Below are 26,070 nucleotides of genomic sequence, written 5' to 3'. Positions count from 1 at the left end.
AGTGCCGATGCTGCGCGCCTCCCGTCGGGAGGACCGGAAGCGAGTCCCACAGTACTCGTCGCCTCACGCTTCTCAGATATGGGGAGTAGGGGCGGACGTACGGGAATCTTCTGGGAAGCGTCAGCGGGGTACCGGCCAGGCACCCGGTGGGTGTTTTACCCCCGGCCTGCGGTCATGGCGACCGTGCCCCCTTGGTTGGGAAATCCTCAGGGATTTCTGCGTAGAGGGAGTGCGACACGCCCGACCGCGTGGGTCGGAGATACGACAACGCTTCTCAGTAAGCGAAGCCGATCGGGTTCCAGAGCGTTACGAGACAAAGGACTACTAGTAGCCATGGCGGGACAGAAGATCCGCATCCGGCTCAAGGCCTACGACCACGAGGTCATCGACTCCTCGGCGAAGAAGATCGTCGAGACGGTGACCCGCACTGGTGCGTCGGTCGCGGGCCCGGTGCCGCTGCCCACTGAGAAGAACGTGTACTGCGTCATCAAGTCGCCGCACAAGTACAAGGACTCGCGCGAGCACTTCGAGATGCGCACGCACAAGCGCCTCATCGACATCCTCGACCCCACGCCGAAGACGGTTGACTCGCTCATGCGTCTCGACCTCCCGGCGGGCGTTGACATCGAGATCAAGCTCTGAGGGCGCGCGAGATGGCTAAGAACATCAAGGGCATCCTGGGCGAGAAGCTCGGCATGACGCAGGTCTGGGACGAGAACAACCGGGTCGTCCCGGTGACCGTCGTCAAGGCCGGCCCGAATGTCGTGACCCAGGTCCGTACGAACGACGTCGACGGCTACGAGTCGGTCCAGATCGCCTTCGGCGAGATCGACCCTCGCAAGGTGAACAAGCCCCTCAAGGGTCACTTCGCCAAGGCCGACGTCACCCCGCGCCGCCACCTGGTGGAGCTCCGTACCGCTGACGCCTCCGAGTACACGCTCGGCCAGGAGATCACCGCCGAGCTCTTCGAGGCCGGCGTGAAGGTCGACGTCACCGGTAAGAGCAAGGGCAAGGGCTTCGCCGGTGTCATGAAGCGCCACAACTTCCGTGGTGGCAAGGCCTCGCACGGTGCCCACCGCGTGCACCGCAAGCCCGGTTCGATCGGTGGCTGCGCCACCCCGGGCCGTGTCTTCAAGGGCATGAAGATGGCCGGTCGCATGGGCAACGAGCGTGTGACCACCCAGAACCTGACCGTCCACGCCGTTGACGCCGAGAAGGGTCTGCTGCTCATCAAGGGCGCCGTCCCCGGCCCCAACGGTGGCCTCGTCCTGGTCCGCACCGCGGCCAAGGGGGTTTGAGGAACCGATGAGCACCATTGACATCCTTTCGCCGGCAGGTGACAAGGCCGGGACCGTCGACCTCCCCGAGGAGATCTTCGGCGCCAAGGTCAGCATCCCGCTGATCCACCAGGTCGTCGTCGCGCAGCTGGCCGCGGCCCGTCAGGGCACGCACAAGACCAAGCGCCGTGGCGAAGTCCGCGGTGGTGGCAAGAAGCCGTACCGCCAGAAGGGCACCGGCCGCGCCCGTCAGGGTTCGACCCGCGCCCCGCAGTTCGCCGGTGGTGGCGTCGTCCACGGCCCGCAGCCGCGTGACTACTCGCAGCGGACCCCGAAGAAGATGAAGGTCGCCGCCCTCCGCGGTGCCCTCTCGGACCGGGCCCTCCACTCCCGCATCCACGTCGTCACCGGCGTGGTCGAGGGTGACATCTCCACCAAGGCCGCGAAGACGCTGTTCGGCAAGATCTCGGAGCGCAAGAACGTGCTCCTGGTCGTCGAGCGCTCCGACGAGGCCGCGTGGCTGTCCGCTCGTAACCTGCCCCAGGTGCACATCCTGGAGCCGGGCCAGCTCAACACGTACGACGTGATCGTCTCCGACGACGTGGTCTTCACCCAGGCCGCCCTCGAGTCCTTCGTGTCTGGCCCCCAGACCGCTGAGACCGAAGGGAGCGACGCCTGATGACTGAGGCCGTCGTCACCAGCAAGACCTTCTCGGACCCGCGCGACATTCTCGTCAAGCCGGTTGTCTCGGAGAAGAGCTACGCCCTGCTGGACGAGAACAAGTACACGTTCATCGTCGCGCCTGGCTCCAACAAGACCCAGATCAAGCAGGCCGTCGAGGCGGTCTTCTCGGTCAAGGTCACCGGGGTCAACACGATCAACCGCCAGGGCAAGCGCAAGCGCACCAAGGCCGGTTTCGGTAAGCGCAAGGACACCAAGCGCGCCATCGTGACCCTTGCCGAGGGCAACCGTATCGACATCTTCGGCGGTCCGACCGCCTAACGGCGGTCTGGATCGTCCGGAATCGGACGAGGACTGAGAAATGGGAATCCGCAAGTACAAGCCGACTACGCCGGGCCGTCGTGGCTCCTCCGTAGCCGACTTCGTCGAGATCACGCGGTCCACGCCGGAGAAGTCGCTGGTTCGCCCTCTGCACAGCAAGGGCGGCCGTAACAACACCGGCCGGATCACCGTGCGCCACCAGGGTGGTGGCCACAAGCGCGCCTACCGTCTGATCGACTTCCGTCGTCACGACAAGGACGGCGTGCCGGCGAAGGTCGCTCACATCGAGTACGACCCCAACCGCACCGCCCGCATCGCGCTGCTCCACTACGTGGACGGCGAGAAGCGCTACATCATCGCCCCCAAGGGTCTGACGCAGGGTGACCGCGTCGAGAACGGCCCCGGTGCGGACATCAAGCCCGGCAACAACCTGGCCCTCCGCAACATCCCGGTCGGTACCACGATCCACGCGATCGAGATCCGTCCCGGTGGCGGCGCCAAGTTCGCGCGCTCCGCTGGTGCCTCCGTGCAGCTGCTGGCGAAGGAGGGCACGATGGCCCACCTTCGTATGCCGTCCGGCGAGATCCGTCTCGTCGACGCCCGCTGCCGCGCCACCATCGGCGAGGTCGGCAACGCCGAGCAGTCGAACATCAACTGGGGCAAGGCCGGCCGTAAGCGCTGGCTGGGCGTTCGCCCGACCGTTCGCGGTGTGGCGATGAACCCGGTGGACCACCCGCACGGTGGTGGTGAGGGTAAGACCTCCGGTGGTCGCCACCCGGTCTCCCCGTGGGGTCAGAAGGAGGGTCGTACTCGCTCGCCGAAGAAGGCTTCGAGCAAGTACATCGTCCGCCGCCGCAAGACGAACAAGAAGCGCTAGGAGCGGGTTTAGATGCCGCGCAGTCTCAAGAAGGGACCCTTCGTCGACGGACACCTCGTAAAGAAGGTGGACGTACAGAACGAAGCCGGTACCAAGAACGTCATCAAGACCTGGTCCCGTCGCTCGATGATCATCCCGGCCATGCTCGGCCACACGATCGCGGTGCACAACGGCAAGACCCACATTCCGGTGTTTGTCACCGAGTCGATGGTCGGCCACAAGCTCGGTGAGTTCTCGCCGACGCGCACCTTCCGGGGTCACGTGAAGGACGACCGGAAGTCGAAGCGCCGCTAGTAGCGGGGTGGAATCGACCATGACAGACACTGGAAGGACAACCATGGAAGCCAGGGCCCAGGCGCGGTACATCCGCGTCACGCCCATGAAGGCCCGCCGCGTGGTGGACCTTATCCGTGGCATGGACGCCACGGAGGCTCAGGCGGTCCTGCGTTTCGCCCCGCAGGCCGCGAGCGTGCCGGTTGGCAAGGTGCTTGACAGCGCCATCGCCAACGCTGCACACAACTACGACCACACGGACGCCTCTTCGCTGGTCATCAGCGAGGCGTTTGTGGATGAGGGCCCGACCCTGAAGCGGTTCCGTCCGCGTGCTCAGGGCCGTGCCTACCGGATCCGTAAGCGGACCAGCCACATCACCGTGGTCGTCAGCAGCAAGGAAGGAACCCGGTAATGGGCCAGAAGGTTAACCCGCATGGGTTCCGGCTCGGCATCACCACGGACTTCAAGTCCCGCTGGTACGCCGACAAGCTGTACAAGGACTACGTCAAGGAAGACGTCGCCATCCGCAGGATGATGACGTCCGGCATGGAGCGCGCCGGCATCTCGAAGGTTGAGATCGAGCGCACCCGTGACCGCGTGCGGGTGGACATCCACACCGCGCGTCCCGGCATCGTCATCGGCCGCCGTGGCGCCGAGGCCGACCGCATCCGCGGCGACCTCGAGAAGCTCACGGGCAAGCAGGTCCAGCTGAACATCCTCGAGGTCAAGAACCCCGAGATGGACGCTCAGCTGGTTGCTCAGGCCGTTGCCGAGCAGCTCTCCTCCCGCGTCTCCTTCCGTCGCGCCATGCGTAAGAGCATGCAGGGCACGATGAAGGCCGGCGCCAAGGGCATCAAGATCCAGTGCGGCGGTCGCCTCGGCGGCGCCGAGATGTCCCGCTCCGAGTTCTACCGCGAGGGTCGTGTGCCGCTGCACACGCTCCGCGCGAACGTGGACTACGGCTTCTTCGAGGCCAAGACGACCTTCGGTCGTATTGGCGTGAAGGTCTGGATCTACAAGGGCGACGTCAAGAACATCGCCGAGGTCCGCGCCGAGAACGCTGCGGCCCGTGCGGGTAACCGCCCGGCCCGTGGCGCGGGTGGCGCTGGCGACCGTCCCGCCGGCCGTGGTGGCCGCGGTGGCGAGCGTGGCGGCCGCGGCCGCAAGCCGCAGCAGCAGTCCGCGCCGGCTGCCGAGGCCCCCAAGGCCGACGCTCCCGCCGCCGCTGCCGCTCCGGCTGAGAGCACCGGAACGGAGGCCTGACCGAAATGCTGATCCCCCGTAGGGTCAAGCACCGCAAGCAGCACCACCCCAAGCGCTCGGGTATGAGCAAGGGTGGTACGCAGGTTGCGTTCGGCGAGTACGGCATTCAGGCCCTCACGCCGGCGTACGTGACGAACCGCCAGATCGAGGCTGCTCGTATCGCGATGACCCGCCACATCAAGCGTGGCGGCAAGGTCTGGATCAACATCTACCCGGACCGTCCCCTGACGAAGAAGCCCGCCGAGACCCGCATGGGTTCCGGTAAGGGTTCTCCGGAGTGGTGGATCGCGAACGTCAAGCCGGGTCGGGTGATGTTCGAACTGTCCTACCCGAACGAGAAGATCGCGCGCGAGGCCCTGACCCGTGCGGCCCACAAGCTGCCGATGAAGTGCAAGATCGTTAAGCGCGAAGCAGGTGAGCTGTGATGTCGGCCGGTACCAAGGCGTCCGAGCTGCGCGAGCTGGGCAACGAGGAGCTTCTCAACAAGCTCCGCGAGGCCAAGGAAGAGCTGTTCAACCTCCGCTTCCAGGCGGCGACCGGCCAGCTCGAGAACCACGGGCGGCTCAAGTCCGTCCGCAAGGACATCGCGCGGATCTACACCCTGATGCGTGAGCGCGAGCTGGGCATCGAGACGGTGGAGAGCGCCTGATGAGCGAGAGCAACGTGACTGAGAAGACCGAGCGCAACGCCCGCAAGGTCCGCGAGGGCCTGGTCGTCAGCGACAAGATGGACAAGACCGTCGTCGTCGCCGTTGAGGACCGCGTCAAGCACGCGCTGTACGGCAAGGTCATCCGCCGTACGAACAAGCTCAAGGCTCACGACGAGCAGAACGCTGCCGGCATCGGCGACCGCGTCCTCCTGATGGAGACCCGGAAGCTGTCGTCGACGAAGCACTGGCGCGTCATCGAGATCCTCGAGAAGGCCAAGTAGGTATTTCCCGTAAGGGAAATCCAATAACCACAGCTTGAAGGGGTAACCCTTCGAGTTCGTTCCGCCAGGCTCGGCCGGGGCACCCCAGGTGCCCCGGCCGGGAACCGGCAGACAATCAGGAGATAGACGTGATCCAGCAGGAGTCGCGACTGCGTGTCGCCGACAACACTGGTGCCAAGGAAATCCTTTGCATCCGTGTTCTCGGTGGCTCGGGTCGCCGCTACGCGGGCATCGGTGACGTCATCGTCGCCACCGTCAAGGACGCGATCCCCGGTGGCAACGTGAAGAAGGGTGACGTCGTCAAGGCGGTCATCGTTCGCACCGTCAAGGAGCGCCGCCGCCAGGACGGCTCGTACATCCGCTTCGACGAGAACGCCGCTGTCATTCTCAAGAACGACGGCGACCCTCGCGGCACCCGTATCTTCGGCCCGGTGGGCCGTGAGCTGCGCGAGAAGAAGTTCATGAAGATCATCTCGCTCGCGCCGGAGGTGCTGTAAGCATGAAGATCAAGAAGGGCGACCTGGTCCAGGTCATCACCGGTAAGGACAAGGGCAAGCAGGGCAAGGTCATCACGGCCTTCCCCCGCGACAACCGCGTCCTCGTCGAGGGTGTCAACCGGGTCAAGAAGCACACGAAGGCCGGCCCCTCGCAGGCCGGTGGCATCGTCACGACCGAGGCCCCTGTCCACGTGAGCAACGTTCAGCTCGTGGTGGAGAAGGACGGCAAGAAGGTCGTCACGCGTGTCGGTTTCCGCTTCGACGACGAGGGCAACAAGATCCGCGTTGCCAAGCGGACGGGTGAGGACATCTGATGGCTACCACCACTCCGCGTCTCAAGACGAAGTACCGCGAGGAGATCGCGGGCAAGCTGCGTGAGGAGTTCTCGTACGAGAACGTCATGCAGGTTCCCGGCCTCGTGAAGATCGTGGTCAACATGGGTGTCGGCGACGCCGCCCGTGACTCGAAGCTCATGGACGGTGCCGTCCGTGACCTGACCACGATCACCGGCCAGAAGCCGGCCGTCACCAAGGCTCGTAAGTCCATCGCGCAGTTCAAGCTGCGTGAGGGCCAGCCGATCGGTGCACACGTCACCCTCCGTGGCGACCGCATGTGGGAGTTCCTGGACCGCACCCTGTCGCTCGCGCTTCCGCGCATCCGCGACTTCCGTGGTCTGTCCCCCAAGCAGTTCGACGGGCGTGGCAACTACACCTTCGGTCTCACGGAGCAGGTCATGTTCCACGAGATCGACCAGGACAAGATCGACCGTGTCCGGGGTATGGACATCACCGTGGTGACCACGGCGACCAACGACGACGAGGGCCGTGCCCTTCTGCGTCACCTCGGCTTCCCGTTCAAGGAGGCGTAAGCGAGATGGCGAAGAAGGCTCTCATCGCGAAGGCTGCCCGCAAGCCCAAGTTCGGCGTGCGTGGCTACACGCGCTGCCAGCGCTGTGGTCGACCCCACTCCGTGTACCGAAAGTTCGGCCTGTGCCGCGTGTGCCTTCGTGAGATGGCTCACCGTGGCGAGCTGCCGGGCGTGACCAAGAGCTCCTGGTAATCCCTTACTTGGGATGACCGGAGTCTCTCGGTAAGCACTGGGTTGGCGGATGCCCAGGCCTCCATGGCTTAGGCTAGGAGGGTTGGGCGTCCGCCGCCCGTACGACTTACTACGCCGTAGGTCCCCGCGCCGCACCCGTCCCGCCCCTGTGTGGGGAGAGGGATGGCGCATACAGGAAACCCCGGCGAGAGAGGCCGAAGGCCAATTCATGACCATGACTGATCCGATCGCGGACATGCTGACTCGTCTGCGTAACGCGAACTCGGCATACCACGACTCCGTGACGATGCCGCACAGCAAGATCAAGTCTCACATCGCGGAAATCCTCCAGCAGGAGGGCTTCATCACGGGCTGGAAGGTCGAGGACGCCGAGGTCGGCAAGAACCTCGTCCTCGAGCTCAAGTTCGGTCCGAACCGTGAGCGCTCCATCGCGGGCATCAAGCGGATCTCGAAGCCCGGTCTCCGGGTTTACGCGAAGTCCACCAACCTGCCGAAGGTCCTCGGCGGTCTGGGCGTGGCGATCATCTCCACGTCCCACGGCCTCCTGACCGGCCAGCAGGCAGGCAAGAAGGGCGTAGGTGGGGAAGTCCTCGCCTACGTCTGGTAGTCGGGAAAGGAAGGAAAGCTCATGTCGCGTATTGGCAAGCTGCCTATCCAGGTTCCCGCCGGCGTGGACGTCACCATCGAGGGCCGCACGGTCACGGTGAAGGGTTCCAAGGGCACCCTGAGCCACACCGTCGCTGCGCCGATCGACATCGTTAAGGGCGAGGATGGCGTGCTCAACGTCAACCGTCCGAACGACGAGCGTCAGAACAAGGCCCTTCACGGCCTGTCCCGCACGCTGGTGGCCAACATGATCACCGGTGTGACCCAGGGTTACGTGAAGGCGCTCGAGATCAGCGGTGTCGGTTACCGCGTGGCCGCGAAGGGCTCCAGCCTGGAGTTCCAGCTCGGTTACAGCCACCCGATCCTGATCGAGGCGCCCGAGGGCATCTCGTTCAAGGTCGAGTCGCCGACCAAGTTCTCGGTCGAGGGCATCGACAAGCAGAAGGTCGGCGAGGTCGCGGCGAACATCCGCAAGCTGCGGAAGCCCGACCCGTACAAGGCCAAGGGCGTCAAGTACGCCGGCGAGGTCATCCGCCGCAAGGTCGGAAAGGCTGGTAAGTAAGCCATGGCATACGGTGTGAAGATCGCCAAGGGCGACGCTTACAAGCGTGCCGCCAAGGCGCGCCGCCACATCCGCATCCGCAAGAACGTGTCGGGTACGGCGGAGCGTCCGCGCCTCGTCGTGACGCGTTCGAACCGCGGTATCACCGCTCAGGTCATCGACGACCTCAAGGGTCACACCCTTGCGTCCGCGTCGAACCTGGACGCGTCGATCCGTGGTGGCGAGGGTGACAAGTCCGCGCAGGCCAAGCAGGTCGGTGCTCTCGTCGCTGAGCGCGCCAAGGCCGCTGGTGTCGAGGCTGTCGTGTTCGACCGTGGTGGCAACAGGTACGCCGGGCGCATTGCCGCTCTGGCTGACGCCGCCCGCGAAGCCGGGCTGAAGTTCTAAGCCCCGGTTCCGGGACTAACGGACGTAACAGAGAGAGGTAAATCCAATGGCTGGACCCCAGCGCCGCGGAAGCGGTGCCGGTGGCGGCGAGCGGCGGGACCGGAAGGGCCGCGACGGTGGCGCTGCCGCCGAGAAGACCGCGTACGTTGAGCGCGTTGTCGCGATCAACCGCGTCGCCAAGGTTGTCAAGGGTGGTCGCCGCTTCAGCTTCACCGCGCTGGTCGTGGTGGGCGACGGTGACGGCACCGTAGGTGTCGGTTACGGCAAGGCCAAGGAAGTTCCCGCGGCCATCGCCAAGGGTGTCGAGGAAGCCAAGAAGAACTTCTTCAAGGTTCCGCGCATCCAGGGCACCATCCCGCACCCGATCACGGGCGAGAAGGCCGCGGGCGTCGTCCTGCTCAAGCCTGCTTCCCCCGGTACCGGCGTTATCGCCGGTGGCCCGGTGCGTGCTGTGCTCGAGTGCGCCGGCGTTCACGACATCCTGTCGAAGTCGCTCGGCTCGTCGAACGCGATCAACATCGTGCACGCGACCGTGGAGGCCCTCAAGGGCCTGCAGCGCCCCGAGGAGATCGCGGCTCGCCGTGGTCTGCCCCTCGAGGACGTCGCCCCCGCGGCTCTGCTCCGTGCGCGTGCTGGGGCGGGTGCGTAATGGCTCGCCTCAAGGTCACGCAGACGAAGTCGTACATCGGCAGCAAGCAGAACCACCGCGACACCCTGCGTTCGCTCGGCCTCAAGAAGGTCAACGACGTGGTTGTCAAGGAGGATCGTCCCGAGTTCCGCGGCATGGTGCACACCGTCCGCCACCTCGTGACGGTCGAGGAGGTTGAATAACATGGCGGAGAACAGCCCGCTGAAGGCCCACAACCTCCGTCCCGCCCCCGGTGCCAAGACCGCCAAGACCCGTGTCGGTCGTGGTGAGGCGTCGAAGGGTAAGACGGCCGGTCGTGGTACGAAGGGTACGAAGGCCCGCTACCAGGTTCCGCAGCGCTTCGAGGGCGGGCAGATGCCCCTCCACATGCGTCTGCCGAAGCTGAAGGGCTTCAAGAACCCCTTCCGCACCGAGTTCCAGGTCGTGAACCTGGACAAGCTCGGCGCTCTCTACCCCGAGGGTGGAGAGGTCACGGTGGCCGACCTGGTCGCCAAGGGCGCGGTGCGCAAGAACCAGCTCGTCAAGGTGCTCGGCACCGGCGAGATCACCGTGGCGCTGCAGGTTTCGGTTGACGCCGTCTCCGGCTCCGCCAAGGAGAAGATCACCGCCGCTGGCGGCACCGTCACCGAGCTCGTCTGAGACGACTCGATGGCTTGAACATCCGATCGGGGATGCCTCTCAAAAGGGGCATCCCCGATTGGTCGTTCCTAGGCGGGCATGGTCGCCGGTAAGGTGGCGTGCACTGTCTAGACTCCGTGCGGTATGCCCGCGCGGAATTGATGACCGATACCTAATCGTCGAACCTCAAGACCGTCACCCTTGACGCATAGCGCGGGGGTCGCAGGAGGCACCGTGCTCACCGCGTTCGCCCGGGCGTTCAAGACGCCCGACCTGCGCAAGAAGCTGTTCTTCACGCTCGCCATCATCGTGCTGTACCGCCTCGGGGCCCACATCCCGGTCCCCGGCGTCAGCTACGAGGCCGTCCAGCAGTGTGTGAAGCAGGCCAGCGAGGGCAACAACAGCCTGTTCGGCCTGGTCAACATGTTCAGTGGCGGGGCGCTGCTCCAGATCACCATCTTCGCGCTCGGCATCATGCCGTACATCACGGCGAGCATCATCCTGCAGCTGCTGACCGTCGTGATCCCGCGTCTCGAAGCCCTCAAGAAGGAGGGACAGTCGGGTACCGCCAAGATCACGCAGTACACCCGGTACCTGACCGTCGCCCTCGCCGTGCTGCAGGGCACCGGTCTCGTCGCCACCGCCAAGAGCGGTGCGCTGTTCAGCGGTTGCAGCGTGGCCAACCAGGTCGTGCCCGACCCGTCGATCTTCGTGATCGCCACCATGGTCATCACGATGACCGCGGGCACCTGTGTCGTGATGTGGCTCGGTGAGCTCATCACCGACCGCGGCATCGGCAACGGCATGTCGATCCTGATGTTCATCTCGATCGCCGCCGGCTTCCCGGGCGCCCTGTGGGCCATCAAGGAGAGCGGCAAGCTCGCCAAGGGCTGGATCGAGTTCGGCACCGTCATCCTGATCGGCTTCGTGATGGTGGCCCTCGTGGTCTTCGTCGAGCAGGCCCAGCGCCGCATCCCCGTGCAGTACGCGAAGCGCATGATCGGCCGGCGCTCCTACGGCGGTACGTCCACTTACATCCCGCTGAAGGTGAACCAGGCAGGTGTGATTCCTGTCATCTTCGCGTCGTCGCTGCTCTACATCCCGGCCTTGATCGCTCAGTTCTCCAGCTCCACCGCGGGGTGGAAGACCTGGATCGAAGCCCACTTCGTCAAGGGTGACCACCCCTACTACATCGCTACGTACTTCCTCCTGATCGTGTTCTTCGCCTTCTTCTACGTGGCGATCTCGTTCAACCCCGAGGAAGTCGCGGACAACATGAAGAAGTATGGTGGCTTCATCCCGGGTATCCGGGCTGGTCGACCTACTGCCGAGTACCTGAGCTACGTGCTCAACCGGATCACTTGGCCGGGCTCGCTGTACTTGGGTCTGATCGCTCTTGTGCCGACGATGGCGTTGGCAGGCTTCGGTGGCGCCAATGCCAACTTCCCCTTCGGTGGGACGAGCATCCTCATCATCGTGGGTGTGGGGCTGGAGACCGTGAAGCAGATCGAGAGCCAGCTCCAGCAGCGCAATTACGAAGGGTTCCTCCGCTGATGCGAATCGTCCTCGTCGGACCGCCCGGTGCCGGCAAGGGTACGCAGGCCGCGTTCCTTGCCAGGAACCTGGACATCCCGCACATCTCCACGGGTGACCTGTTCCGCGCCAACATCTCTCAGGGCACGGAGCTGGGTCTGAAGGCCAAGGCCTTCATGGACGCCGGTGACCTGGTGCCCGACGAGGTGACCATCGGGATGGCCAAGGACCGGATGGCTCAGCAGGACGCCGCGAACGGCTTCCTGCTGGACGGGTTCCCCCGCAACGTGGCGCAGGCCGAGGCTCTGGACGTGGTCCTGAAGGCCGAGGACATGCAGCTCGACGCGGTCCTGGACCTGGAGGTCCCCGAGGACGAGGTCGTGAAGCGGATCGCGGGTCGTCGCACCTGCCGCAACGACAGCGCGCACGTCTTCCACGTGCTGTACAACCAGCCGAAGACCGAGGGCGTCTGCGACGTCTGCGGCGGCGAGCTCTACCAGCGTCCGGACGACTCCGAGGAGACCGTCCGCAAGCGGCTGGAGGTCTACCACACCCAGACCGAGCCGATCATCGACTACTACCGGGCGCAGAACCTGGTCGTGACGATCACGGCGCTCGGCAAGGTGGACGAGGTCACCGCGAAGGCGATGGCCGCGCTCAAGAAGTAACCCTGGTTCGTCCGATACGGCCGCGGTGCCCCTCAGGGGCGCCGCGGCCGTATCGTTGTTCTGTTCCCCCGTACTCGATGGAAAGGCCGCGACCACGATGGTGCAGATCAAGACCCCCGAGCAGATCGCGAAGATGCGCGAGGCGGGCCTGGTCGTCGCCGCCATCCACGCGGCGACCCGCGTGGCCGCCGTGCCGGGCGCGACGACCCGCGACCTGGACGAGGTCGCGCGGAAGGTGATCGCCGACCACGGGGCGAAGTCGAACTTCCTCGGGTACGGCGGGTTCCCCGCGACGATCTGCACCTCGGTGAACGAGGTCGTCGTCCACGGCATCCCCGACGAGAAGACCGTCCTCAAGGACGGCGACATCATCTCCATCGACTGCGGCGCGATCGTGGACGGCTGGCACGGCGACGCGGCCTACACGGCGTTCGTGGGCACCGGGCACGCGCCGGAACTGATCGAGCTCTCCCGGGTGACCGAGGAGTCGATGTGGGCCGGCATCGCCGCCATGAAGCTCGGCAACCGTCTGGTGGACGTCTCGCGCGCGATCGAGACGTACATCAAGCGCCAGCCCCGGCCGGCGGTCGGCGACCACAGCCTCGGCCGCTACGGGATCATCGAGGACTACGGCGGCCACGGCATCGGCACCGAGATGCACATGGACCCGCACCTCCTGAACTACGTCTCCCGCAAGCGCGGCAAGGGCCCGAAGCTGGTCCCCGGCTTCTGCCTGGCGATCGAACCGATGGTCTCCCTGGGCACCCCGGCGACGGAGGTCCTGAAGGACGACTGGACCGTCATCACGACGGACGGAACCTGGTCCTCCCACTGGGAGCACTCGGTCGCCCTCACGGAAGAGGGCCCGCTGGTCCTGACGGCGGTCGACGGGGGTAGGGCGAAGCTGGCGGAGCTGGGCGTGGTGGCTGCGCCGGATCCGCTGGCTTAGTGATCTCCTCCCTTGGGCAGACTTCCCGATTCGTCTTTTCCTGAGGCCTGACGTAGACTGATGCGTCGGCTCTCGTGTACCCGTGTGTCCGCATGCGGGGGCGAGAGTCGATCAAGGTAGCCGATTCGAAGGGCGAAGCGTGGCCAAGAAGCAAGGTGCCATCGAAATCGAGGGCACCGTGATCGAGTCCCTCCCGAACGCCATGTTCAAGGTGGAACTCCAGAACGGTCACAAAGTCCTCGCGCACATCTCCGGCAAGATGCGGATGCACTACATCCGAATCCTTCCGGACGACCGGGTCGTCGTGGAGCTCTCTCCGTACGACCTGACGCGTGGCCGGATCGTCTACCGGTACAAGTAGATCTTGCCCGCACCCCGCCTCCGGGCGCGGGTGGTGGCACTGACCCGGAGAACCTCACATCCCATGAAGGTCAAGCCGAGCGTCAAGAAGATCTGCGACAAGTGCAAGGTGATCCGCCGTCACGGTCGGGTCATGGTCATCTGCGACAACCTGCGCCACAAGCAGCGCCAGGGCTGACGCACGCCGACCGACCTGCAATTTCGCAGTTCTTCGCGCGACGCATAGCAACGTACATACGCAGAGCCCGTCGGGCCGTGTTCCACGGTTGACGGCACCTCCGGCGGGGGCCGGGGACCCGGACGTACCATCCTTCGACGTTTCGAAGGGTCGGCGGTCGGGAGCGGTTCTGCAGCAGACCCCCGAGAACACAGGAGCCATTGAATGGCACGCGTTTCCGGTGTTGACATCCCGCGCGAAAAGCGTGTGGTGGTCGCACTCACCTACGTCTTCGGTATCGGACGTACCCGGTCCGAGGAGATCCTCGCCGCGACCGGCGTGAACCCGTCCACCCGTGTCCGCGAGCTTGCCGAGGAAGACCTCGTCAAGATCCGCGAGTACGTGGACGCCAACCTCCAGACCGAGGGTGACCTCCGCCGCGAGATCGCCGCCGACATCCGCCGCAAGGTCGAGATCGGCTGCTACCAGGGTCTGCGCCACCGTCGTGGCCTGCCCGTCCGCGGTCAGCGCACCAGCACGAACGCTCGTACCCGCAAGGGCCCGCGTCGCGCCATCGCCGGCAAGAAGAAGCCGGGCAAGAAGTAGTCCTCAGCGGACGCTTTATCAAGCGGTCTTCGCTGTAGGACCGACCACCTCCCGTAGGAGTTATAGATGCCCCCCAAGGGTCGTCAGGGCGCTGCCAAGAAGGTGCGCCGCAAGGAAAAGAAGAACGTCGCTCACGGCCACGCGCACATCAAGAGCACGTTCAACAACACGATCGTCTCGATCACGGACCCCTCGGGCAACGTGATCTCCTGGGCCTCCGCCGGCCACGTCGGCTTCAAGGGCTCGCGCAAGTCGACCCCGTTCGCCGCGCAGATGGCCGCCGAGTCGGCCGCTCGCCGCGCGCAGGAGCACGGCATGCGCAAGGTCGACGTCTTCGTCAAGGGTCCGGGCTCCGGCCGCGAGACCGCGATCCGCTCCCTCCAGGCCACGGGCCTCGAGGTCGGTTCGATCCAGGACGTCACCCCCACGCCGCACAACGGCTGCCGTCCCCCCAAGCGCCGCCGCGTCTGACGCACGGCTGCTTGATCAGGACTTCGGGCGGTACGGCTCTTCGGACCGTGCCGCCCGTACCCTTGCAGTACGCAGTACGCAGCAATTCCGTCGGGCGTCAAATAGTGGGCGTCCACGACTGAAGGATTGAAGACATGCTTATCGCTCAGCGTCCTTCGCTGACCGAAGAGGTCGTCGACGAGTTCCGCTCCCGGTTCGTCATCGAGCCGCTGGAGCCGGGCTTCGGCTACACCCTCGGCAACTCCCTCCGCCGTACCCTCCTCTCCTCGATCCCGGGTGCCGCTGTCACCAGCATCCGCATCGACGGTGTCCTGCACGAGTTCACCACCGTGCCGGGCGTCAAGGAGGACGTCACCGACCTCATCCTCAACATCAAGCAGCTGGTCGTCTCCTCGGAGCACGACGAGCCGGTCGTGATGTACCTGCGCAAGCAGGGCCCGGGTCTGGTCACCGCCGCCGACATCGCGCCCCCGGCCGGTGTCGAGGTGCACAACCCCGACCTCGTCCTCGCCACGCTCAACGGCAAGGGCAAGCTGGAGATGGAGCTGACCGTCGAGCGCGGTCGCGGCTACGTCTCCGCCGTGCAGAACAAGCAGGCGGGCCAGGAGATCGGCCGTATCCCGGTCGACTCCATCTACTCGCCGGTGCTCAAGGTCACGTACAAGGTCGAGGCGACCCGTGTCGAGCAGCGCACCGACTTCGACAAGCTGATCGTCGACGTCGAGACCAAGCAGGCCATGCGCCCGCGTGACGCCATGGCGTCCGCCGGTAAGACCCTGGTCGAGCTGTTCGGTCTGGCGCGCGAGCTCAACATCGACGCCGAGGGCATCGACATGGGCCCGTCCCCCACGGACGCCGCCCTCGCCGCCGATCTCGCGCTGCCGATCGAGGAGCTCGAGCTCACCGTTCGTTCGTACAACTGCCTCAAGCGTGAGGGCATCCACTCCGTGGGTGAGCTCGTGGCGCGCTCCGAGGCCGACCTGCTCGACATCCGCAACTTCGGTGCGAAGTCGATCGACGAGGTCAAGGCGAAGCTGGCCGGCATGGGCCTGGCCCTGAAGGACAGCCCGCCCGGATTCGACCCGACCGCCGCGGCGGACGCCTTCGGCGCCGACGACGACGTGGATGCGGGCTTCGTCGAGACCGAGCAGTACTAGTAGATCGTCTGCGGGCCGGTTTCGGCTGGTCGCGCCCACGCGGCGCCAGCCGCAGATCGACACTTCCCGCGCCCCTTAGCAGGGGCGCGGGTCTCCGACGGGTAGCCGCCCGCTCGGACACTGACATCGGTACCTCATACGGCCGGTGCAGATCACAAGGAGAAACACCATGCCGCGTCCCGCGAAGGGTGCCCGCCTCGGCGGTTCCGCCGCGCACGAGAAGCTGCTCCTCGCCAACCTGGCGAAGTCGCTCTTCGAGCACGGCCGCATCACCACGACCGAGGCCAAGGCCCGTCGCCTGCGTCCGGTCGCCGAGCGCCTGATCACCAAGGCGAAGAAGGGCGACATCCACAACCGTCGCCTGGTGCTGCAGTCGATCACCGACAAGGGGATCGTCCACACCCTCTTCACCGAGATCGCCCCGCGTTACTCGGAGCGCCCCGGTGGCTACACCCGTATCACCAAGATCGGCAACCGTCGTGGCGACAACGCCCCGATGGCCGTGATCGAGCTGGTCGAGGGCGAGATCGCCAAGAAGGCGACCGTCGCCGAGGCCGAGGCCGCCACCGTGCGCGCCGTCAAGGAGGCCGACGCGGCCGCCGAGACTCCGGCTGAGGAGTCGAAGGACGCGTAAGCGTTCTTGACGACTGTTCTCGTGTGCGGGCCCGTACCCCCTGGGGTGCGGGCCCGCTCCCGTGTGTTTGAGAGGATTTCCGCGTGAGCGATGACGTGCAGGACGGGTTCGTACGGGTACGCCTCGACCTTTCGTACGACGGCAAGGACTTCTCCGGCTGGGCCAAGCAGAAGCAGGGGCAGCGGACCGTCCAGGGGGACATCGAGGACGCCCTGCGGACCGTGACCCGGTCCAAGGAGACGTACGAGCTGACCGTGGCCGGCCGGACCGACTCCGGGGTCCACGCGCGCGGCCAGGTCGCGCATGTCGACCTGCCCCTCGAGCTGTGGGCCGAGCACCGCGACAAGCTGCTCAGGCGGCTCGCCGGGCGCCTCTCGCACGATGTACGGGTGTGGAGGGTGGAAGAGGCCCCCGCGGGCTTCAACGCCCGGTTCTCCGCGATCTGGCGCCGCTACGCCTACCGCGTCACCGACAACCCCGGCGGGGTCGACCCGCTCCAGCGCGGGCACGTCCTGTGGCACGACTGGGCCCTCGACATGGACGCCATGAACGAGGCCGCCGCCGCGCTCGTCGGCGAGCACGACTTCGCCGCGTACTGCAAGCGGCGCGAGGGCGCGACCACCATCCGCACCCTCCAGGAGCTGCGCTGGGAGCAGCGCCCCGACGGGGTGATGGAAGCCACCGTGAAGGCCGACGCCTTCTGCCACAACATGGTCCGCTCGCTCGTCGGCGCCCTGCTGTTCGTCGGTGACGGGCACCGGCCGGTGGACTGGCCCGGCAAGGTGCTCGCGGCCGGTGTGCGGGACTCGGCCGTGCATGTCGTACGGCCGCACGGCCTCACCCTCGAAGAGGTCGGCTACCCGGCCGACGAGCTCCTGGCCGCCCGCAACCTGGAGGCCAGGAACAAGCGGTCACTCCCCGGGAGCGTTGGCTGCTGCTGAGGCCTGGGCCTTGCCGCGGGCGTAGATCTGGTTGAAGGCGAAGGTGCCGAGGTCGTCGCTGGCCTGGAAGACCGGCTTGTGGGCCTTGGTGACCTTCTTGCCGTCGGTGAAGCCGGCCTGGGTGAAGTACGCGTAGCGGCCGACCGAGTTCGAGCGGCGCAGGCAGACCGTGGCGCGGCAGAACTCCTTGACGCCCGCGCCGGCCAGCGGGGCGATACCGCCGGTGGCCTGGCTCTTCGCCTTGAGGGCGGCGGCCTCGGACGGGAAGACGGCGACGCCGACGGTGATCGCGACGCCGTCCTTCACGTAGGTGGCGCGCAGCACCCGCTGGCAGCCGTTCCTCTTGAGGACGGTGCCGAGGCCGTTCTGGGTGACGGCCGCGCAGTTCGTCGTCGCCGAGGTCGCGCCCTTCGTGTACGGGCGCTTGTCCATGGTCAGCTTCCTGCCCGGGAAGAGGCCCTCGGCGGAGAGCGGGGCCCGGTCCTTCTTCGGGTCCGTGATGTAGTCCTTCGGGTTCGGCGGGGGCGGCGGCGCCACCGAGGAGAAGGTCGGGTCGGGGGTCGGCGAGAGGGTGGGGGAGACCGTGCCGGTGGGCACCCCGCTGTTCTTGGCCTCGTCGTTCTTCTTGCCGGTGGCCACCACGGCGGTCGCCACGATCGCGCCGACGGCCAGTGCGGCCACGGCTCCGCCGCCGATCACCAGCCAGCGCTTGCGCCGGTTACGGGAGGCCGAGGCGTCGGCCAGGGCGCCCCAGTCCGGGGTGGCCCCGCCGCCCTGGGCGCCCGGGAACGGGTCGGCCTGCCCGGGGCCGTACCCGTGCTGTCCCTGGGGCTGCTGGCCGTACCCGTGCTGTCCCTGGGGCTGCTGTCCGTACCCCTGCTGTCCCTGCGGCTGCTGGCCGTACCCCTGCTGACCCTGCTGCTGCGGCTCGTGCGGCCACTGCGGTCCCCCAAAGCTCATGCCGCGCATCCTAAACCGGTTGGGCCCAGCCGACGCGGGCGGCGACAATGCACCCCATGGGACATGTCGAGGCCGCGCATCTGGAGTACTACCTTCCCGACGGGAGGGTCCTGCTCGGGGACGCCTCCTTCCGGGTCGGGGAAGGGGCCGTCGTCGCCCTCGTCGGGGCCAACGGCGCCGGGAAGACCACACTGCTCCGGCTGATCTCCGGAGAGCTCCAGCCGCACGGCGGCTCGGTCACCGTCAGCGGCGGGCTCGGTGTGATGCCGCAGTTCGTCGGCTCCGTACGGGACGGGTCCACCGTCCGTGACCTGCTCGTCTCGGTGGCCCAGCCCCGGATCCGGGAGGCCGCGAAGGCCGTCGACGAGGCCGAGCACCTGATCATGACCGTCGACGACGAGGCCGCGCAGATGAAGTACGCGCAGGCCCTCAGCGACTGGGCCGAGGTGCAGGGGTACGAGGCCGAGACCGTCTGGGACATGTGCACCATGGCCGCGCTCGGCGTGCCGTACGAGAAGGCGCAGTTCCGTGAGGTCCGGACGCTCTCCGGCGGTGAGCAGAAGCGGCTCGTCCTGGAGTCGCTGCTGCGCGGCACCGACGAGGTGCTGCTGCTCGACGAGCCGGACAACTACCTCGACGTCCCCGGGAAGCGGTGGCTGGAGGAGCGGCTGCGGGAGACCCGTAAGACCGTGTTGTTCATCTCCCACGACCGGGAGCTGCTGTCCCGGGGCGCGCAGAAGATCGTCGCCGTCGAGCCCGGTCCCGCCGGTTCGGACGTGTGGGTGCACGGTGGCGGCTTCGACACCTTCCACGAGGCGCGGCGCGAGCGGTTCGCGCGCTTCGAGGAGCTGAAGCGGCGCTGGGAGGAGAAGCACGCCCAGCTGAAGAAGCTCGTCGTCAACCTGCGGCAGGCGGCGTCGGTCAGCCACGACATGGCCTCGCGGTACGCGGCGGCGCAGACCCGGCTGCGGAAGTTCGAGGAGGCGGGGCCGCCGCCGGAGCCGCCGCGCGAGCAGGACATCCGGATGCGGCTGCGGGGCGGCCGGACCGGTGTACGTGCCGTGACCTGCGAGAACCTTGAGCTGACCGGCCTTATGAAGCCGTTCTCGCTCGAGATCTTCTACGGGGAGCGGGTCGCCGTCCTCGGCTCGAACGGGTCCGGCAAGTCACACTTCCTGCGGCTGCTCGCGGGGGACCCTTCGGTCGCGCACACCGGCGAGTGGAAGCTGGGCGCCCGGGTGGTGCCGGGGCACTTCGCGCAGACCCACGCGCACCCGGAGCTGACCGGGCGGCCGCTCGTCGACATCCTGTGGTCGGAGCACGCCAAGGACCGGGGCGCGGCGATGTCCATGCTGCGCCGGTACGAGCTGGAGCGGCAGGGCGACCAGCCCTTCGACAAGCTCTCCGGCGGGCAGCAGGCCCGCTTCCAGATCCTGCTCCTGGAGCTGGCCGGCACGACGGCTCTGCTGCTCGACGAGCCGACGGACAACCTGGACCTGGAGTCGGCGGAGGCCCTTCAGGACGGGCTTGAGGCGTACGACGGGACCGTGATGGCTGTCACCCACGACCGGTGGTTCGCGAAGTCGTTCGACCGGTATCTGGTCTTCGGGTCGGACGGAGTCGTACGGGAGACGAGCGAGCCGGTGTGGGACGAGCGGCGGGTGGATCGGGCGCGGTGACCTGGCACGGTGACCGGGAGCGGTGACCGGGCACGGTCGGGTCGGCGCGTTTTGACCCGTCCGGGGTGGCGCGGGTACTGTGGCGGTTTGTTACGCGTATTGGCTTCGGCGTTCTCACGCGAAGAGCCGTTACGCAGGTTCCCTGGAGCAGTTACCAGTGGCTCGCATACGGGCGGTGTCCCGGCAGTGCAGGCCCCAGCTGCATGATCGCTTCAGGTGTGTCTGGACTCCATCCACTGAAGAAGCGAAGGCTACGAAGTGCGTACGTACAGCCCCAAGCCCGGCGATGTCACTCGCCAGTGGCACATCATCGACGCGCAGGACATCGTCCTGGGCCGTCTGGCGACCACGGCTGCGAACCTCCTCCGAGGCAAGCACAAGCCCGTGTACGCCCCCCACATGGACATGGGCGACTTCGTCATCATCATCAATGCTGACAAGGTCCACCTGTCCGGCAACAAGAAGACCCAGAAGCTGGCTTACCGCCACTCCGGCTTCCCGGGTGGTCTGCGCTCCGTCCGTTACGACGAGCTGCTTTCCAAGAACCCCGAGAAGGCCGTCGAGAAGGCCATCAAGGGCATGATCCCCAAGAACACCCTGGGCCGTCAGATGCTCTCGAAGCTGAAGGTCTACGCGGGCGAGAACCACCCGCACGCTGCGCAGCAGCCGGTCCCGTTCGAGATCACCCAGGTCGCGCAGTAGTTCCGGCCACACCCCCTAAGAACGAAAGAAATCTGAGGAGCATCGTGGCCGAGACCACCCCCGAGACCCCCGTCGACGAGTTCGAGGGCGTCGAGGAGTACACCACTGAGACCGAGCTCGTCGAGGGTGAGTACACCTCCGAGTCGCTCGCGTCCCGCTTCGGCGACCCGCAGCCGGCCGCCGGCCTGGGCCGTCGCAAGAACGCCATCGCCCGCGTCCGGATCGTTCCGGGCACCGGCAAGTGGAAGATCAACGGTCGCACCCTTGAGGACTACTTCCCCAACAAGGTGCACCAGCAGGAAGTCAACGAGCCCTTCAAGGTGCTCGAGCTCGACAACCGCTACGACGTCATCGCCCGCATCGCGGGTGGCGGTGTCTCCGGTCAGGCCGGCGCCCTGCGCCTCGGCGTGGCCCGTGCGCTGAACGAGGCGGACGTCGAGAACAACCGCCCGGCGCTGAAGAAGGCCGGCTTCCTCTCCCGCGACGACCGTGCGGTCGAGCGCAAGAAGGCCGGTCTCAAGAAGGCCCGTAAGGCCCCGCAGTACAGCAAGCGTTAATCGCCTGCTCGGTCTGCTTTCGTACGCCCCGGCGGCACTGCCCGTGCCGTCGGGGCGTACGTTTTTTCATAACCTTTTGCACCTTTCTTCTTTCTTCGGTTCTTTCATCGGCTTGGGCACGTATTTCGGAGGACAGCTGTGGGACGACTCTTCGGCACGGACGGCGTACGCGGTGTCGCCAACGCGGACCTGACAGCGGAGCTGGCGCTCGGCCTGTCGGTCGCGGCGGCGCACGTGCTCGGCGAGGCGGGCACCTTCGAGGGCCATCGGCCGGTCGCCGTGGTCGGGCGTGACCCCCGCGCGTCCGGAGAGTTCCTCGAAGCCGCCGTCGTGGCGGGGCTCGCCAGCGCCGGCGTCGACGTGCTGCGCGTCGGCGTCCTGCCCACCCCGGCCGTGGCCCACCTCACCGGCGTCCTCGGCGCCGACCTCGGTGTGATGCTCTCCGCCAGCCACAACGCCATGCCCGACAACGGCATCAAGTTCTTCGCGCGCGGCGGCCACAAGCTCGCCGACGAGCTCGAGGACCAGATCGAGGCCGTGTACGAGGAGCACCGCACCGGCGCCCCCTGGGAGCGCCCGACCGGTGCCGGCGTCGGCCGGGTCCGTGACTACGAGGAGGGCTTCGACAGGTACGTCGCCCACCTCATCGCCGTCCTCCCGAACCGCCTCGACGGTCTGAAGGTCGTCCTCGACGAGGCCCACGGCGCCGCCGCCCGCGTCTCGCCCGAGGCCTTCTCCCGGGCCGGTGCCGAGGTCGTCACCATCGGTGCAGAGCCGGACGGCCTCAACATCAACGACGGCTGCGGCTCCACCCACCTGGAGCTACTCAAGGCCGCCGTCCTCCAGCACGGCGCCGACCTGGGCATCGCGCACGACGGCGACGCCGACCGCTGCCTGGCCGTGGACGCGGCGGGCAACGAGGTCGACGGCGACCAGATCCTCGCCGTCCTCGCCCTCGCCATGCGCGAGGCCGGGACGCTGCGCGGCGACACCGTCGTCGCGACCGTCATGTCCAACCTGGGCTTCAAGCTCGCCATGGAGCGCGAGGGCCTGAACCTCGTCCAGACCGGGGTCGGCGACCGTTACGTCCTGGAGTCCATGAAGGAGCACGGTTACGCGCTCGGCGGCGAGCAGTCGGGCCACGTCATCGTCCTCGACCACGCCACCACCGGCGACGGCACCCTCACCGGCCTCATGCTGGCCGCCCGGATCGCCGCCACCGGCAAGTCGCTCGCGGACCTCGCCGGGGTGATGGAGCGGCTGCCGCAGATCCTCATCAACGTGAAGGACGTCGACAAGTCGCGCGTCACGACCTCCGGCGACCTCGCCGCCGCCGTCGTCGAGGCCGAGCGCGAGCTCGGCTCCACCGGCCGCGTCCTGCTCCGCTCCTCCGGCACCGAGCCGCTGGTCCGCGTCATGGTCGAGGCCGCGGACATCGAGCAGGCACGCGCGGTCGCGCAGCGCCTCGCGGACGTCGTGAAGTCGGCGCTGGGCTAGGCTTTCTGAGGCATCGTCATGCAGAGAGGGCCCTCACCGTGCCGGTGGGGGCCCTCGCGTGTTCCATCCGTCCTCAGCCCTTCGGCGTACGTGCGGAGGGCCGGCGCCATTGGCCGCGCTGGGTGCGCCACAGCAGCTTCTGCCCGTACAGCGTCACGATCCCGGCCAGCATGATCCCGAAGAGGTTGAGCAGCAGCTGCTCGACCGACCCCCACATCTGGCCCACCTCGCCGTAGCTGAGTGCCACGGCCGCGTTCGCGCCCGCCGGGACCGTGGTCACCGAGATCGCCACGCCCACGAGCGCCCCCGACTTGGCGGAGGTCAGCGAGAGCGTGCCGGCCGCGCCCGCGAGCAGCGCCACGACGAACGAGAACGGGTCCGGCTGCCAGATGAAACTGGTGTTGGGGCGGTCCCCGTCCAGCCGCTCCCTGGTGAACAGGTCGAGCGCGTCCATCCCCAGACTGAAGAGCGTCGTCGCCGCGATCGCCGCCGCGAAGCCGACGAGCAGCGCGATCAGCGACCGCGCCGCCAGCTTCGGAGCGCGCCGCACCACCGCCGTACACACGCCGGCGAGCGGGCCGAACTCCGGGCCGACCGCCATCGCGCCCACGATCAGGACCGCGTTGTCCAGGACGACACCGCAGGCCGCGATCATCGTCGCCAGGATCATGAACGCGCAGTACGTGATCGAGAGCGACGACTCCTCGTGGGTCGCCCCCGTCAGCTGCTCCCAGATCACCGCGTCCGCGGGCTCACCCGGGGCCTCCTTCTCGGCGGCGTCCGCACGCGTGGAAAGGGAGAGGTCGATGTTCCCGACGGCGATCGAACCGTCCTGATCGATCCTCAGCTCGCGCAGTCTGCTGAGCAGTTCGTCGCCCGCCTCGCGGGCCACGTCGCACATCACGACGTCTCCCGCCGGGTCCCGGGCGGCGCCGGGGAGCACCACCAGATGCGTGGTGCCGACCGTCGACTCGATCAGCTTGACCGCGTCCAGGGAGCGGCCGGAGGGGACGATCATGCGGAGATGCAGCATGCGACAGAGCTTACGGACGGCCCGGGCCCAGGGAAGGGTCAGAGCTTGCGGACGGCGGGCTCAGGGCGGGGTCAGAGCTTGCGGAGGCTCAGCCGCTGCACCTTGTGGTCGGGGCCCTTGCGGACCACCAGGGTCGCCCGGCCGCGTGTCGGGGCCACGTTCTCCAGGAGGTTCACCTTGTTGATCGTCCGCCACATGGTGCGGGCGTAGTCAAGGGCCTCGTCCTCGGAGACCTGCGTGTACCGCTGGAAGTACGAGGAGGGGTTCTGGAACGCGGTGTCGCGGAGCTTGCGGAAGCGGTTGAGGTACCAGCGTTCGATGTCCTCGGCGCGCGCGTCCACGTACACGGAGAAGTCGAAGTAGTCGGCGAGACCGACACGGGTCCGCCCGTCCTTGCCGGGCAGCGCAGGCTGGAGGACGTTCAGGCCCTCCACGATCAGGATGTCCGGGCGGCGGACGACGAGCCGCTCGCCGGGGACGCGGTCGTAGATCAGGTGCGAGTAGACCGGGGCCGTGACCTCCTCCTTGCCCGCCTTGATGTCGGCGACGAACCGGGTCAGGGCCCGGCGGTCGTACGACTCGGGAAAACCCTTGCGGGCCATGAGCCCGCGTTCCTTCAGCTCCTCCATCGGGTAGAGGAAGGCGTCCGTCGTCACCAGCTCCACGCGCGGGTGCTCCGGCCAGCGGGCGAGCAGGGCCTGGAGGAGACGGGAGACCGTCGACTTGCCGACGGCCACCGAACCGGCGACCCCTATGACGAAGGGGGTGCCGCGCTGCTCGGCGCTCTCGCCGAGGAAGGTGTTGAGGGCGCCGCGCAGGCCGCTGGTGGCCTGCACGTACAGGTTGAGCAGCCGGGACAGCGGCAGGTAGACGTCCCGTACCTCGTCGAGGTCGATGACGTCCCCGAGCCCGCGGAGCCGCTCGAGCTCGTCGGCGGTGAGCGGCAGCGGCGTCTTGTCGCGGAGGTCGCTCCACTCGGCCCGGGTGAAGTCGACGTAGGGGGTCGCTTCGGAGGGGCGTCGGGGCGAGGAGCCGTTGCCGTTGCCGGAGGAGCCCTTGCCGGAGGAGCCGTGGCCGGCGGCGTCGTTCCCGTGGGGGCCGTTGCCGTGGGGGTCGTTCTCGGCCGGGCTTCGTGGCGGCGAAGTGATCACCCCGCCATTGTCGGGGGTCCGGGGCGTCCGTGGGTCGTGGGCTCGGTCACGTGGCATAAAGCGTTGTCCGCCCCCTGCCCCTGGGGTGATCATGTCGTTTGCCGCGTGGGTCCGGTCTGCACGCGGGGGGAGCCGCCGCTCGGCGGCACGGAGAGAAGCAGAGAGCACCCACACATGCGCACGTCCGTCCGAACCGCCGCCGTCGCCGCCACCGCCGTCTCCCTCGCGCTGCTCGTCACCGCCTGCGGGGGCGGGAAGGAGAGCGCCGACCAGGGCAAGGGCAAGGAGAGCGCGGCGCCCAGCGCCTCCGCCACGACGAGCAGCGCGCCCCCGGCCAAGGCGCTGTCCGTCGCCGAGCTGGAGAAGCTGATCGTCGAGCAGGCGGATCTTCCGGGCTACCAGGTGAAGAAGGCGCCGGCCGCGGAGATCGTCCCGTCCTCCGCGGTCGCGGCGGACAAGCCGTCCTGCAAGCCGTTCGCGGACGCCATGTCGTACATCGCCACCGGAAACCCGGCCGCGTCCGCGCACCGCAGGGCCATCGAGGTGCCGAAGTCCGACGGGGCGACGGCGTCCTCCGAGGACATCCTGGGGGCGCTGGGCGCACCGGCGACGGGCGTGACCCTCGGCTCGTACGACGGGCAGGGCGCCCAGGACGCGTTCGCCTCGCTGAAGAAGGCCGGGACCGAGTGCGCGGGCGGCTTCACGCTCATCGGCGGTGGCGAGAAGACGAAGATCATGAAGGTCGAGCCGGAGACGGTGTCCGCCGGTGACGAGGCGCTCGCCTGGACGGTGACCACCGACGTGGCCGGGCTGCCGTTCGTCACCAAGCTGGTCACCTTCCGCGAGGGCGGCACGCTGGCCTCGTTCTCCACCCTCAGCTTCGGCGGTCCGGTCACGTCGCTGCCGACGGCGATCATCACGGCGCAGGACAAGAAGCTCGGCTGACGCGCGCCGGCCGACGCGCGCCCGCCGACCGCCCGCCGACGCGCGCCCGCCGAACTCCGCCGACTCCGGG

The 26,070-nt window shown here is 67.4% G+C and carries 39 protein-coding genes and 1 pseudogene; 37 read left to right on the top strand and 3 right to left on the bottom strand.

What is annotated here, in order from left to right:
- Window positions 1-333: 333 nt before the first annotated feature.
- The 31 genes from rpsJ to truA all read left to right on the top strand — a co-directional run bounded on the left by rpsJ (window position 334) and on the right by truA (window position 17,476).
- Window positions 334-642, top strand: a complete 309-nt coding sequence (gene rpsJ / locus ACIRB7_RS02585) for a 30S ribosomal protein S10 (protein WP_003948644.1) — start codon at window positions 334-336, stop codon at window positions 640-642.
- An 11-nt stretch (window positions 643-653) separates the two neighbouring features.
- Window positions 654-1,298: a 50S ribosomal protein L3 gene (gene rplC, locus ACIRB7_RS02580; protein ID WP_024755405.1), complete on the top strand. Its 645-nt coding sequence runs from the start codon at window positions 654-656 to the stop codon at window positions 1,296-1,298.
- A gap of 7 nt (window positions 1,299-1,305) precedes the next feature.
- Complete coding sequence (gene rplD, locus ACIRB7_RS02575) at window positions 1,306-1,956, top strand: 50S ribosomal protein L4 (RefSeq protein ID WP_351213424.1); 651 nt, start codon at window positions 1,306-1,308, stop codon at window positions 1,954-1,956.
- Window positions 1,956-2,279 (top strand): 50S ribosomal protein L23, encoded by a 324-nt coding sequence (gene rplW / locus ACIRB7_RS02570; RefSeq protein WP_024755407.1) that lies wholly within the window; start codon window positions 1,956-1,958, stop codon window positions 2,277-2,279. The genes rplD and rplW overlap by 1 nt, the downstream gene beginning before the upstream one ends.
- A 40-nt stretch (window positions 2,280-2,319) precedes the next feature.
- Window positions 2,320-3,156, top strand: a complete 837-nt coding sequence (rplB, locus tag ACIRB7_RS02565) for a 50S ribosomal protein L2 (protein ID WP_266895432.1) — start codon at window positions 2,320-2,322, stop codon at window positions 3,154-3,156.
- A gap of 12 nt (window positions 3,157-3,168) precedes the next feature.
- Entirely contained in the window at window positions 3,169-3,450 is a 282-nt protein-coding gene (rpsS, locus tag ACIRB7_RS02560) for a 30S ribosomal protein S19 (protein WP_024755409.1), read from the top strand.
- Between the two features lie 43 nt (window positions 3,451-3,493).
- Window positions 3,494-3,841: a 50S ribosomal protein L22 gene (rplV, locus tag ACIRB7_RS02555; protein WP_056552397.1), complete on the top strand. Its 348-nt coding sequence runs from the start codon at window positions 3,494-3,496 to the stop codon at window positions 3,839-3,841.
- Window positions 3,841-4,692: a 30S ribosomal protein S3 gene (gene rpsC / locus ACIRB7_RS02550; protein WP_030214015.1), complete on the top strand. Its 852-nt coding sequence runs from the start codon at window positions 3,841-3,843 to the stop codon at window positions 4,690-4,692. The genes rplV and rpsC overlap by 1 nt, the downstream gene beginning before the upstream one ends.
- A gap of 5 nt (window positions 4,693-4,697) precedes the next feature.
- Complete coding sequence (rplP, locus tag ACIRB7_RS02545) at window positions 4,698-5,117, top strand: 50S ribosomal protein L16 (RefSeq protein ID WP_015035580.1); 420 nt, start codon at window positions 4,698-4,700, stop codon at window positions 5,115-5,117.
- On the top strand, window positions 5,117-5,341 hold the full coding sequence (gene rpmC / locus ACIRB7_RS02540; RefSeq protein WP_015035581.1) for a 50S ribosomal protein L29: 225 nt from the start codon (window positions 5,117-5,119) through the stop codon (window positions 5,339-5,341). Before rplP ends, rpmC begins: the two co-directional genes overlap by 1 nt.
- On the top strand, window positions 5,341-5,622 hold the full coding sequence (rpsQ, locus tag ACIRB7_RS02535; RefSeq protein ID WP_030318650.1) for a 30S ribosomal protein S17: 282 nt from the start codon (window positions 5,341-5,343) through the stop codon (window positions 5,620-5,622). Before rpmC ends, rpsQ begins: the two co-directional genes overlap by 1 nt.
- Before the next feature lie 128 nt (window positions 5,623-5,750).
- Window positions 5,751-6,119: a 50S ribosomal protein L14 gene (gene rplN, locus ACIRB7_RS02530; protein WP_003956455.1), complete on the top strand. Its 369-nt coding sequence runs from the start codon at window positions 5,751-5,753 to the stop codon at window positions 6,117-6,119.
- Between the two features lie 2 nt (window positions 6,120-6,121).
- Window positions 6,122-6,433, top strand: coding sequence for a 50S ribosomal protein L24 (gene rplX / locus ACIRB7_RS02525; RefSeq protein WP_351213429.1), 312 nt, complete (start codon window positions 6,122-6,124; stop codon window positions 6,431-6,433).
- The gene (rplE, locus tag ACIRB7_RS02520; protein ID WP_106975815.1) at window positions 6,430-6,987 is read left to right on the top strand and encodes a 50S ribosomal protein L5; all 558 of its coding nucleotides are present in this window, start codon (window positions 6,430-6,432) and stop codon (window positions 6,985-6,987) included. Before rplX ends, rplE begins: the two co-directional genes overlap by 4 nt.
- Before the next feature lie 5 nt (window positions 6,988-6,992).
- The gene (locus ACIRB7_RS02515) at window positions 6,993-7,178 is read left to right on the top strand and encodes a type Z 30S ribosomal protein S14 (protein WP_003948630.1); all 186 of its coding nucleotides are present in this window, start codon (window positions 6,993-6,995) and stop codon (window positions 7,176-7,178) included.
- Between the two features lie 208 nt (window positions 7,179-7,386).
- Window positions 7,387-7,785: a 30S ribosomal protein S8 gene (gene rpsH / locus ACIRB7_RS02510; protein ID WP_015035585.1), complete on the top strand. Its 399-nt coding sequence runs from the start codon at window positions 7,387-7,389 to the stop codon at window positions 7,783-7,785.
- A gap of 21 nt (window positions 7,786-7,806) precedes the next feature.
- Complete coding sequence (gene rplF, locus ACIRB7_RS02505) at window positions 7,807-8,346, top strand: 50S ribosomal protein L6 (RefSeq protein ID WP_351213430.1); 540 nt, start codon at window positions 7,807-7,809, stop codon at window positions 8,344-8,346.
- A 3-nt stretch (window positions 8,347-8,349) separates the two neighbouring features.
- On the top strand, window positions 8,350-8,733 hold the full coding sequence (rplR, locus tag ACIRB7_RS02500) for a 50S ribosomal protein L18 (protein ID WP_015035587.1): 384 nt from the start codon (window positions 8,350-8,352) through the stop codon (window positions 8,731-8,733).
- A 46-nt stretch (window positions 8,734-8,779) separates the two neighbouring features.
- Window positions 8,780-9,382, top strand: a complete 603-nt coding sequence (gene rpsE, locus ACIRB7_RS02495) for a 30S ribosomal protein S5 (protein ID WP_006126891.1) — start codon at window positions 8,780-8,782, stop codon at window positions 9,380-9,382.
- The gene (gene rpmD, locus ACIRB7_RS02490; RefSeq protein ID WP_024755415.1) at window positions 9,382-9,564 is read left to right on the top strand and encodes a 50S ribosomal protein L30; all 183 of its coding nucleotides are present in this window, start codon (window positions 9,382-9,384) and stop codon (window positions 9,562-9,564) included. The genes rpsE and rpmD overlap by 1 nt, the downstream gene beginning before the upstream one ends.
- Window position 9,565: 1 nt before the next feature.
- A complete protein-coding gene (rplO, locus tag ACIRB7_RS02485; protein WP_187623360.1) occupies window positions 9,566-10,021 on the top strand; it encodes a 50S ribosomal protein L15 in 456 nt (151 codons plus the stop codon).
- Window positions 10,022-10,234: 213 nt separating this feature from the next.
- Window positions 10,235-11,554, top strand: coding sequence for a preprotein translocase subunit SecY (secY, locus tag ACIRB7_RS02480; protein WP_403591234.1), 1,320 nt, complete (start codon window positions 10,235-10,237; stop codon window positions 11,552-11,554).
- A complete protein-coding gene (locus ACIRB7_RS02475; protein ID WP_403591231.1) occupies window positions 11,554-12,201 on the top strand; it encodes an adenylate kinase in 648 nt (215 codons plus the stop codon). Before secY ends, ACIRB7_RS02475 begins: the two co-directional genes overlap by 1 nt.
- Before the next feature lie 97 nt (window positions 12,202-12,298).
- The gene (gene map, locus ACIRB7_RS02470) at window positions 12,299-13,150 is read left to right on the top strand and encodes a type I methionyl aminopeptidase (protein WP_403591228.1); all 852 of its coding nucleotides are present in this window, start codon (window positions 12,299-12,301) and stop codon (window positions 13,148-13,150) included.
- A gap of 139 nt (window positions 13,151-13,289) precedes the next feature.
- A complete protein-coding gene (infA, locus tag ACIRB7_RS02465) occupies window positions 13,290-13,511 on the top strand; it encodes a translation initiation factor IF-1 (RefSeq protein ID WP_003956442.1) in 222 nt (73 codons plus the stop codon).
- A 63-nt stretch (window positions 13,512-13,574) separates the two neighbouring features.
- Window positions 13,575-13,688: a 50S ribosomal protein L36 gene (gene rpmJ / locus ACIRB7_RS02460; RefSeq protein ID WP_003956441.1), complete on the top strand. Its 114-nt coding sequence runs from the start codon at window positions 13,575-13,577 to the stop codon at window positions 13,686-13,688.
- A gap of 204 nt (window positions 13,689-13,892) precedes the next feature.
- The gene (gene rpsM / locus ACIRB7_RS02455; RefSeq protein ID WP_030214048.1) at window positions 13,893-14,273 is read left to right on the top strand and encodes a 30S ribosomal protein S13; all 381 of its coding nucleotides are present in this window, start codon (window positions 13,893-13,895) and stop codon (window positions 14,271-14,273) included.
- Between the two features lie 66 nt (window positions 14,274-14,339).
- Window positions 14,340-14,744, top strand: coding sequence for a 30S ribosomal protein S11 (gene rpsK / locus ACIRB7_RS02450; RefSeq protein ID WP_003956432.1), 405 nt, complete (start codon window positions 14,340-14,342; stop codon window positions 14,742-14,744).
- Between the two features lie 134 nt (window positions 14,745-14,878).
- Window positions 14,879-15,901, top strand: coding sequence for a DNA-directed RNA polymerase subunit alpha (locus ACIRB7_RS02445; RefSeq protein ID WP_280878448.1), 1,023 nt, complete (start codon window positions 14,879-14,881; stop codon window positions 15,899-15,901).
- Window positions 15,902-16,070: 169 nt separating this feature from the next.
- Entirely contained in the window at window positions 16,071-16,535 is a 465-nt protein-coding gene (gene rplQ / locus ACIRB7_RS02440; protein ID WP_329854398.1) for a 50S ribosomal protein L17, read from the top strand.
- 83 nt (window positions 16,536-16,618) lie between these two features.
- Window positions 16,619-17,476, top strand: coding sequence for a tRNA pseudouridine(38-40) synthase TruA (gene truA, locus ACIRB7_RS02435; protein ID WP_403591224.1), 858 nt, complete (start codon window positions 16,619-16,621; stop codon window positions 17,474-17,476).
- On the opposite strand, the gene ACIRB7_RS02430 is transcribed toward truA, so the two are convergent.
- The gene (locus ACIRB7_RS02430) at window positions 17,447-18,436 is read right to left on the bottom strand and encodes a hypothetical protein (protein ID WP_403591221.1); all 990 of its coding nucleotides are present in this window, start codon (window positions 18,434-18,436) and stop codon (window positions 17,447-17,449) included. The two genes, truA and ACIRB7_RS02430, sit on opposite strands and share 30 nt — an antisense overlap.
- 161 nt (window positions 18,437-18,597) lie before the next feature.
- On the opposite strand from ACIRB7_RS02430, the pseudogene ACIRB7_RS02425 reads away from it, so the two are divergent.
- The 5 genes and pseudogenes from ACIRB7_RS02425 to glmM form a co-directional block, all read left to right on the top strand.
- Window positions 18,598-19,002 (top strand): annotated as a pseudogene (locus ACIRB7_RS02425) (ATP-binding cassette domain-containing protein); the annotation flags it as partial.
- Window positions 19,003-19,368: 366 nt separating this feature from the next.
- Window positions 19,369-20,115 carry an ATP-binding cassette domain-containing protein gene (locus tag ACIRB7_RS02420; protein WP_403592453.1) on the top strand — a complete coding sequence of 249 codons (747 nt, stop codon included), beginning with the start codon at window positions 19,369-19,371 and terminating at the stop codon, window positions 20,113-20,115.
- Window positions 20,116-20,373: 258 nt separating this feature from the next.
- Complete coding sequence (gene rplM / locus ACIRB7_RS02415) at window positions 20,374-20,817, top strand: 50S ribosomal protein L13 (protein ID WP_053646145.1); 444 nt, start codon at window positions 20,374-20,376, stop codon at window positions 20,815-20,817.
- Window positions 20,818-20,861: 44 nt separating this feature from the next.
- A complete protein-coding gene (gene rpsI, locus ACIRB7_RS02410; RefSeq protein WP_015035601.1) occupies window positions 20,862-21,374 on the top strand; it encodes a 30S ribosomal protein S9 in 513 nt (170 codons plus the stop codon).
- A gap of 138 nt (window positions 21,375-21,512) precedes the next feature.
- Window positions 21,513-22,871: a phosphoglucosamine mutase gene (glmM, locus tag ACIRB7_RS02405; RefSeq protein WP_403591218.1), complete on the top strand. Its 1,359-nt coding sequence runs from the start codon at window positions 21,513-21,515 to the stop codon at window positions 22,869-22,871.
- A gap of 73 nt (window positions 22,872-22,944) precedes the next feature.
- Here the strand turns inward: glmM and ACIRB7_RS02400 are convergent, their stop codons facing one another.
- Both ACIRB7_RS02400 and coaA read right to left on the bottom strand, forming a co-directional pair.
- Window positions 22,945-23,904 carry a DUF389 domain-containing protein gene (locus tag ACIRB7_RS02400; RefSeq protein WP_403591215.1) on the bottom strand — a complete coding sequence of 320 codons (960 nt, stop codon included), beginning with the start codon at window positions 23,902-23,904 and terminating at the stop codon, window positions 22,945-22,947.
- A 71-nt stretch (window positions 23,905-23,975) separates the two neighbouring features.
- Window positions 23,976-25,055 carry a type I pantothenate kinase gene (coaA, locus tag ACIRB7_RS02395; protein WP_403591212.1) on the bottom strand — a complete coding sequence of 360 codons (1,080 nt, stop codon included), beginning with the start codon at window positions 25,053-25,055 and terminating at the stop codon, window positions 23,976-23,978.
- A 174-nt stretch (window positions 25,056-25,229) separates the two neighbouring features.
- Here coaA and ACIRB7_RS02390 point away from each other — a divergent pair, with 174 nt between their 5' ends.
- Window positions 25,230-26,000, top strand: a complete 771-nt coding sequence (locus tag ACIRB7_RS02390) for a hypothetical protein (protein ID WP_403591209.1) — start codon at window positions 25,230-25,232, stop codon at window positions 25,998-26,000.
- Window positions 26,001-26,070: the final 70 nt, after the last annotated feature.

Origin of the sequence: Streptomyces sp. NPDC093795 (assembly GCF_044764665.1) — a bacterium.
GTDB lineage: Bacteria > Actinomycetota > Actinomycetes > Streptomycetales > Streptomycetaceae > Streptomyces.
Note: the sequence above shows the minus strand (reverse complement) of the source record. Positions and strands in the feature narration are given on the sequence as shown.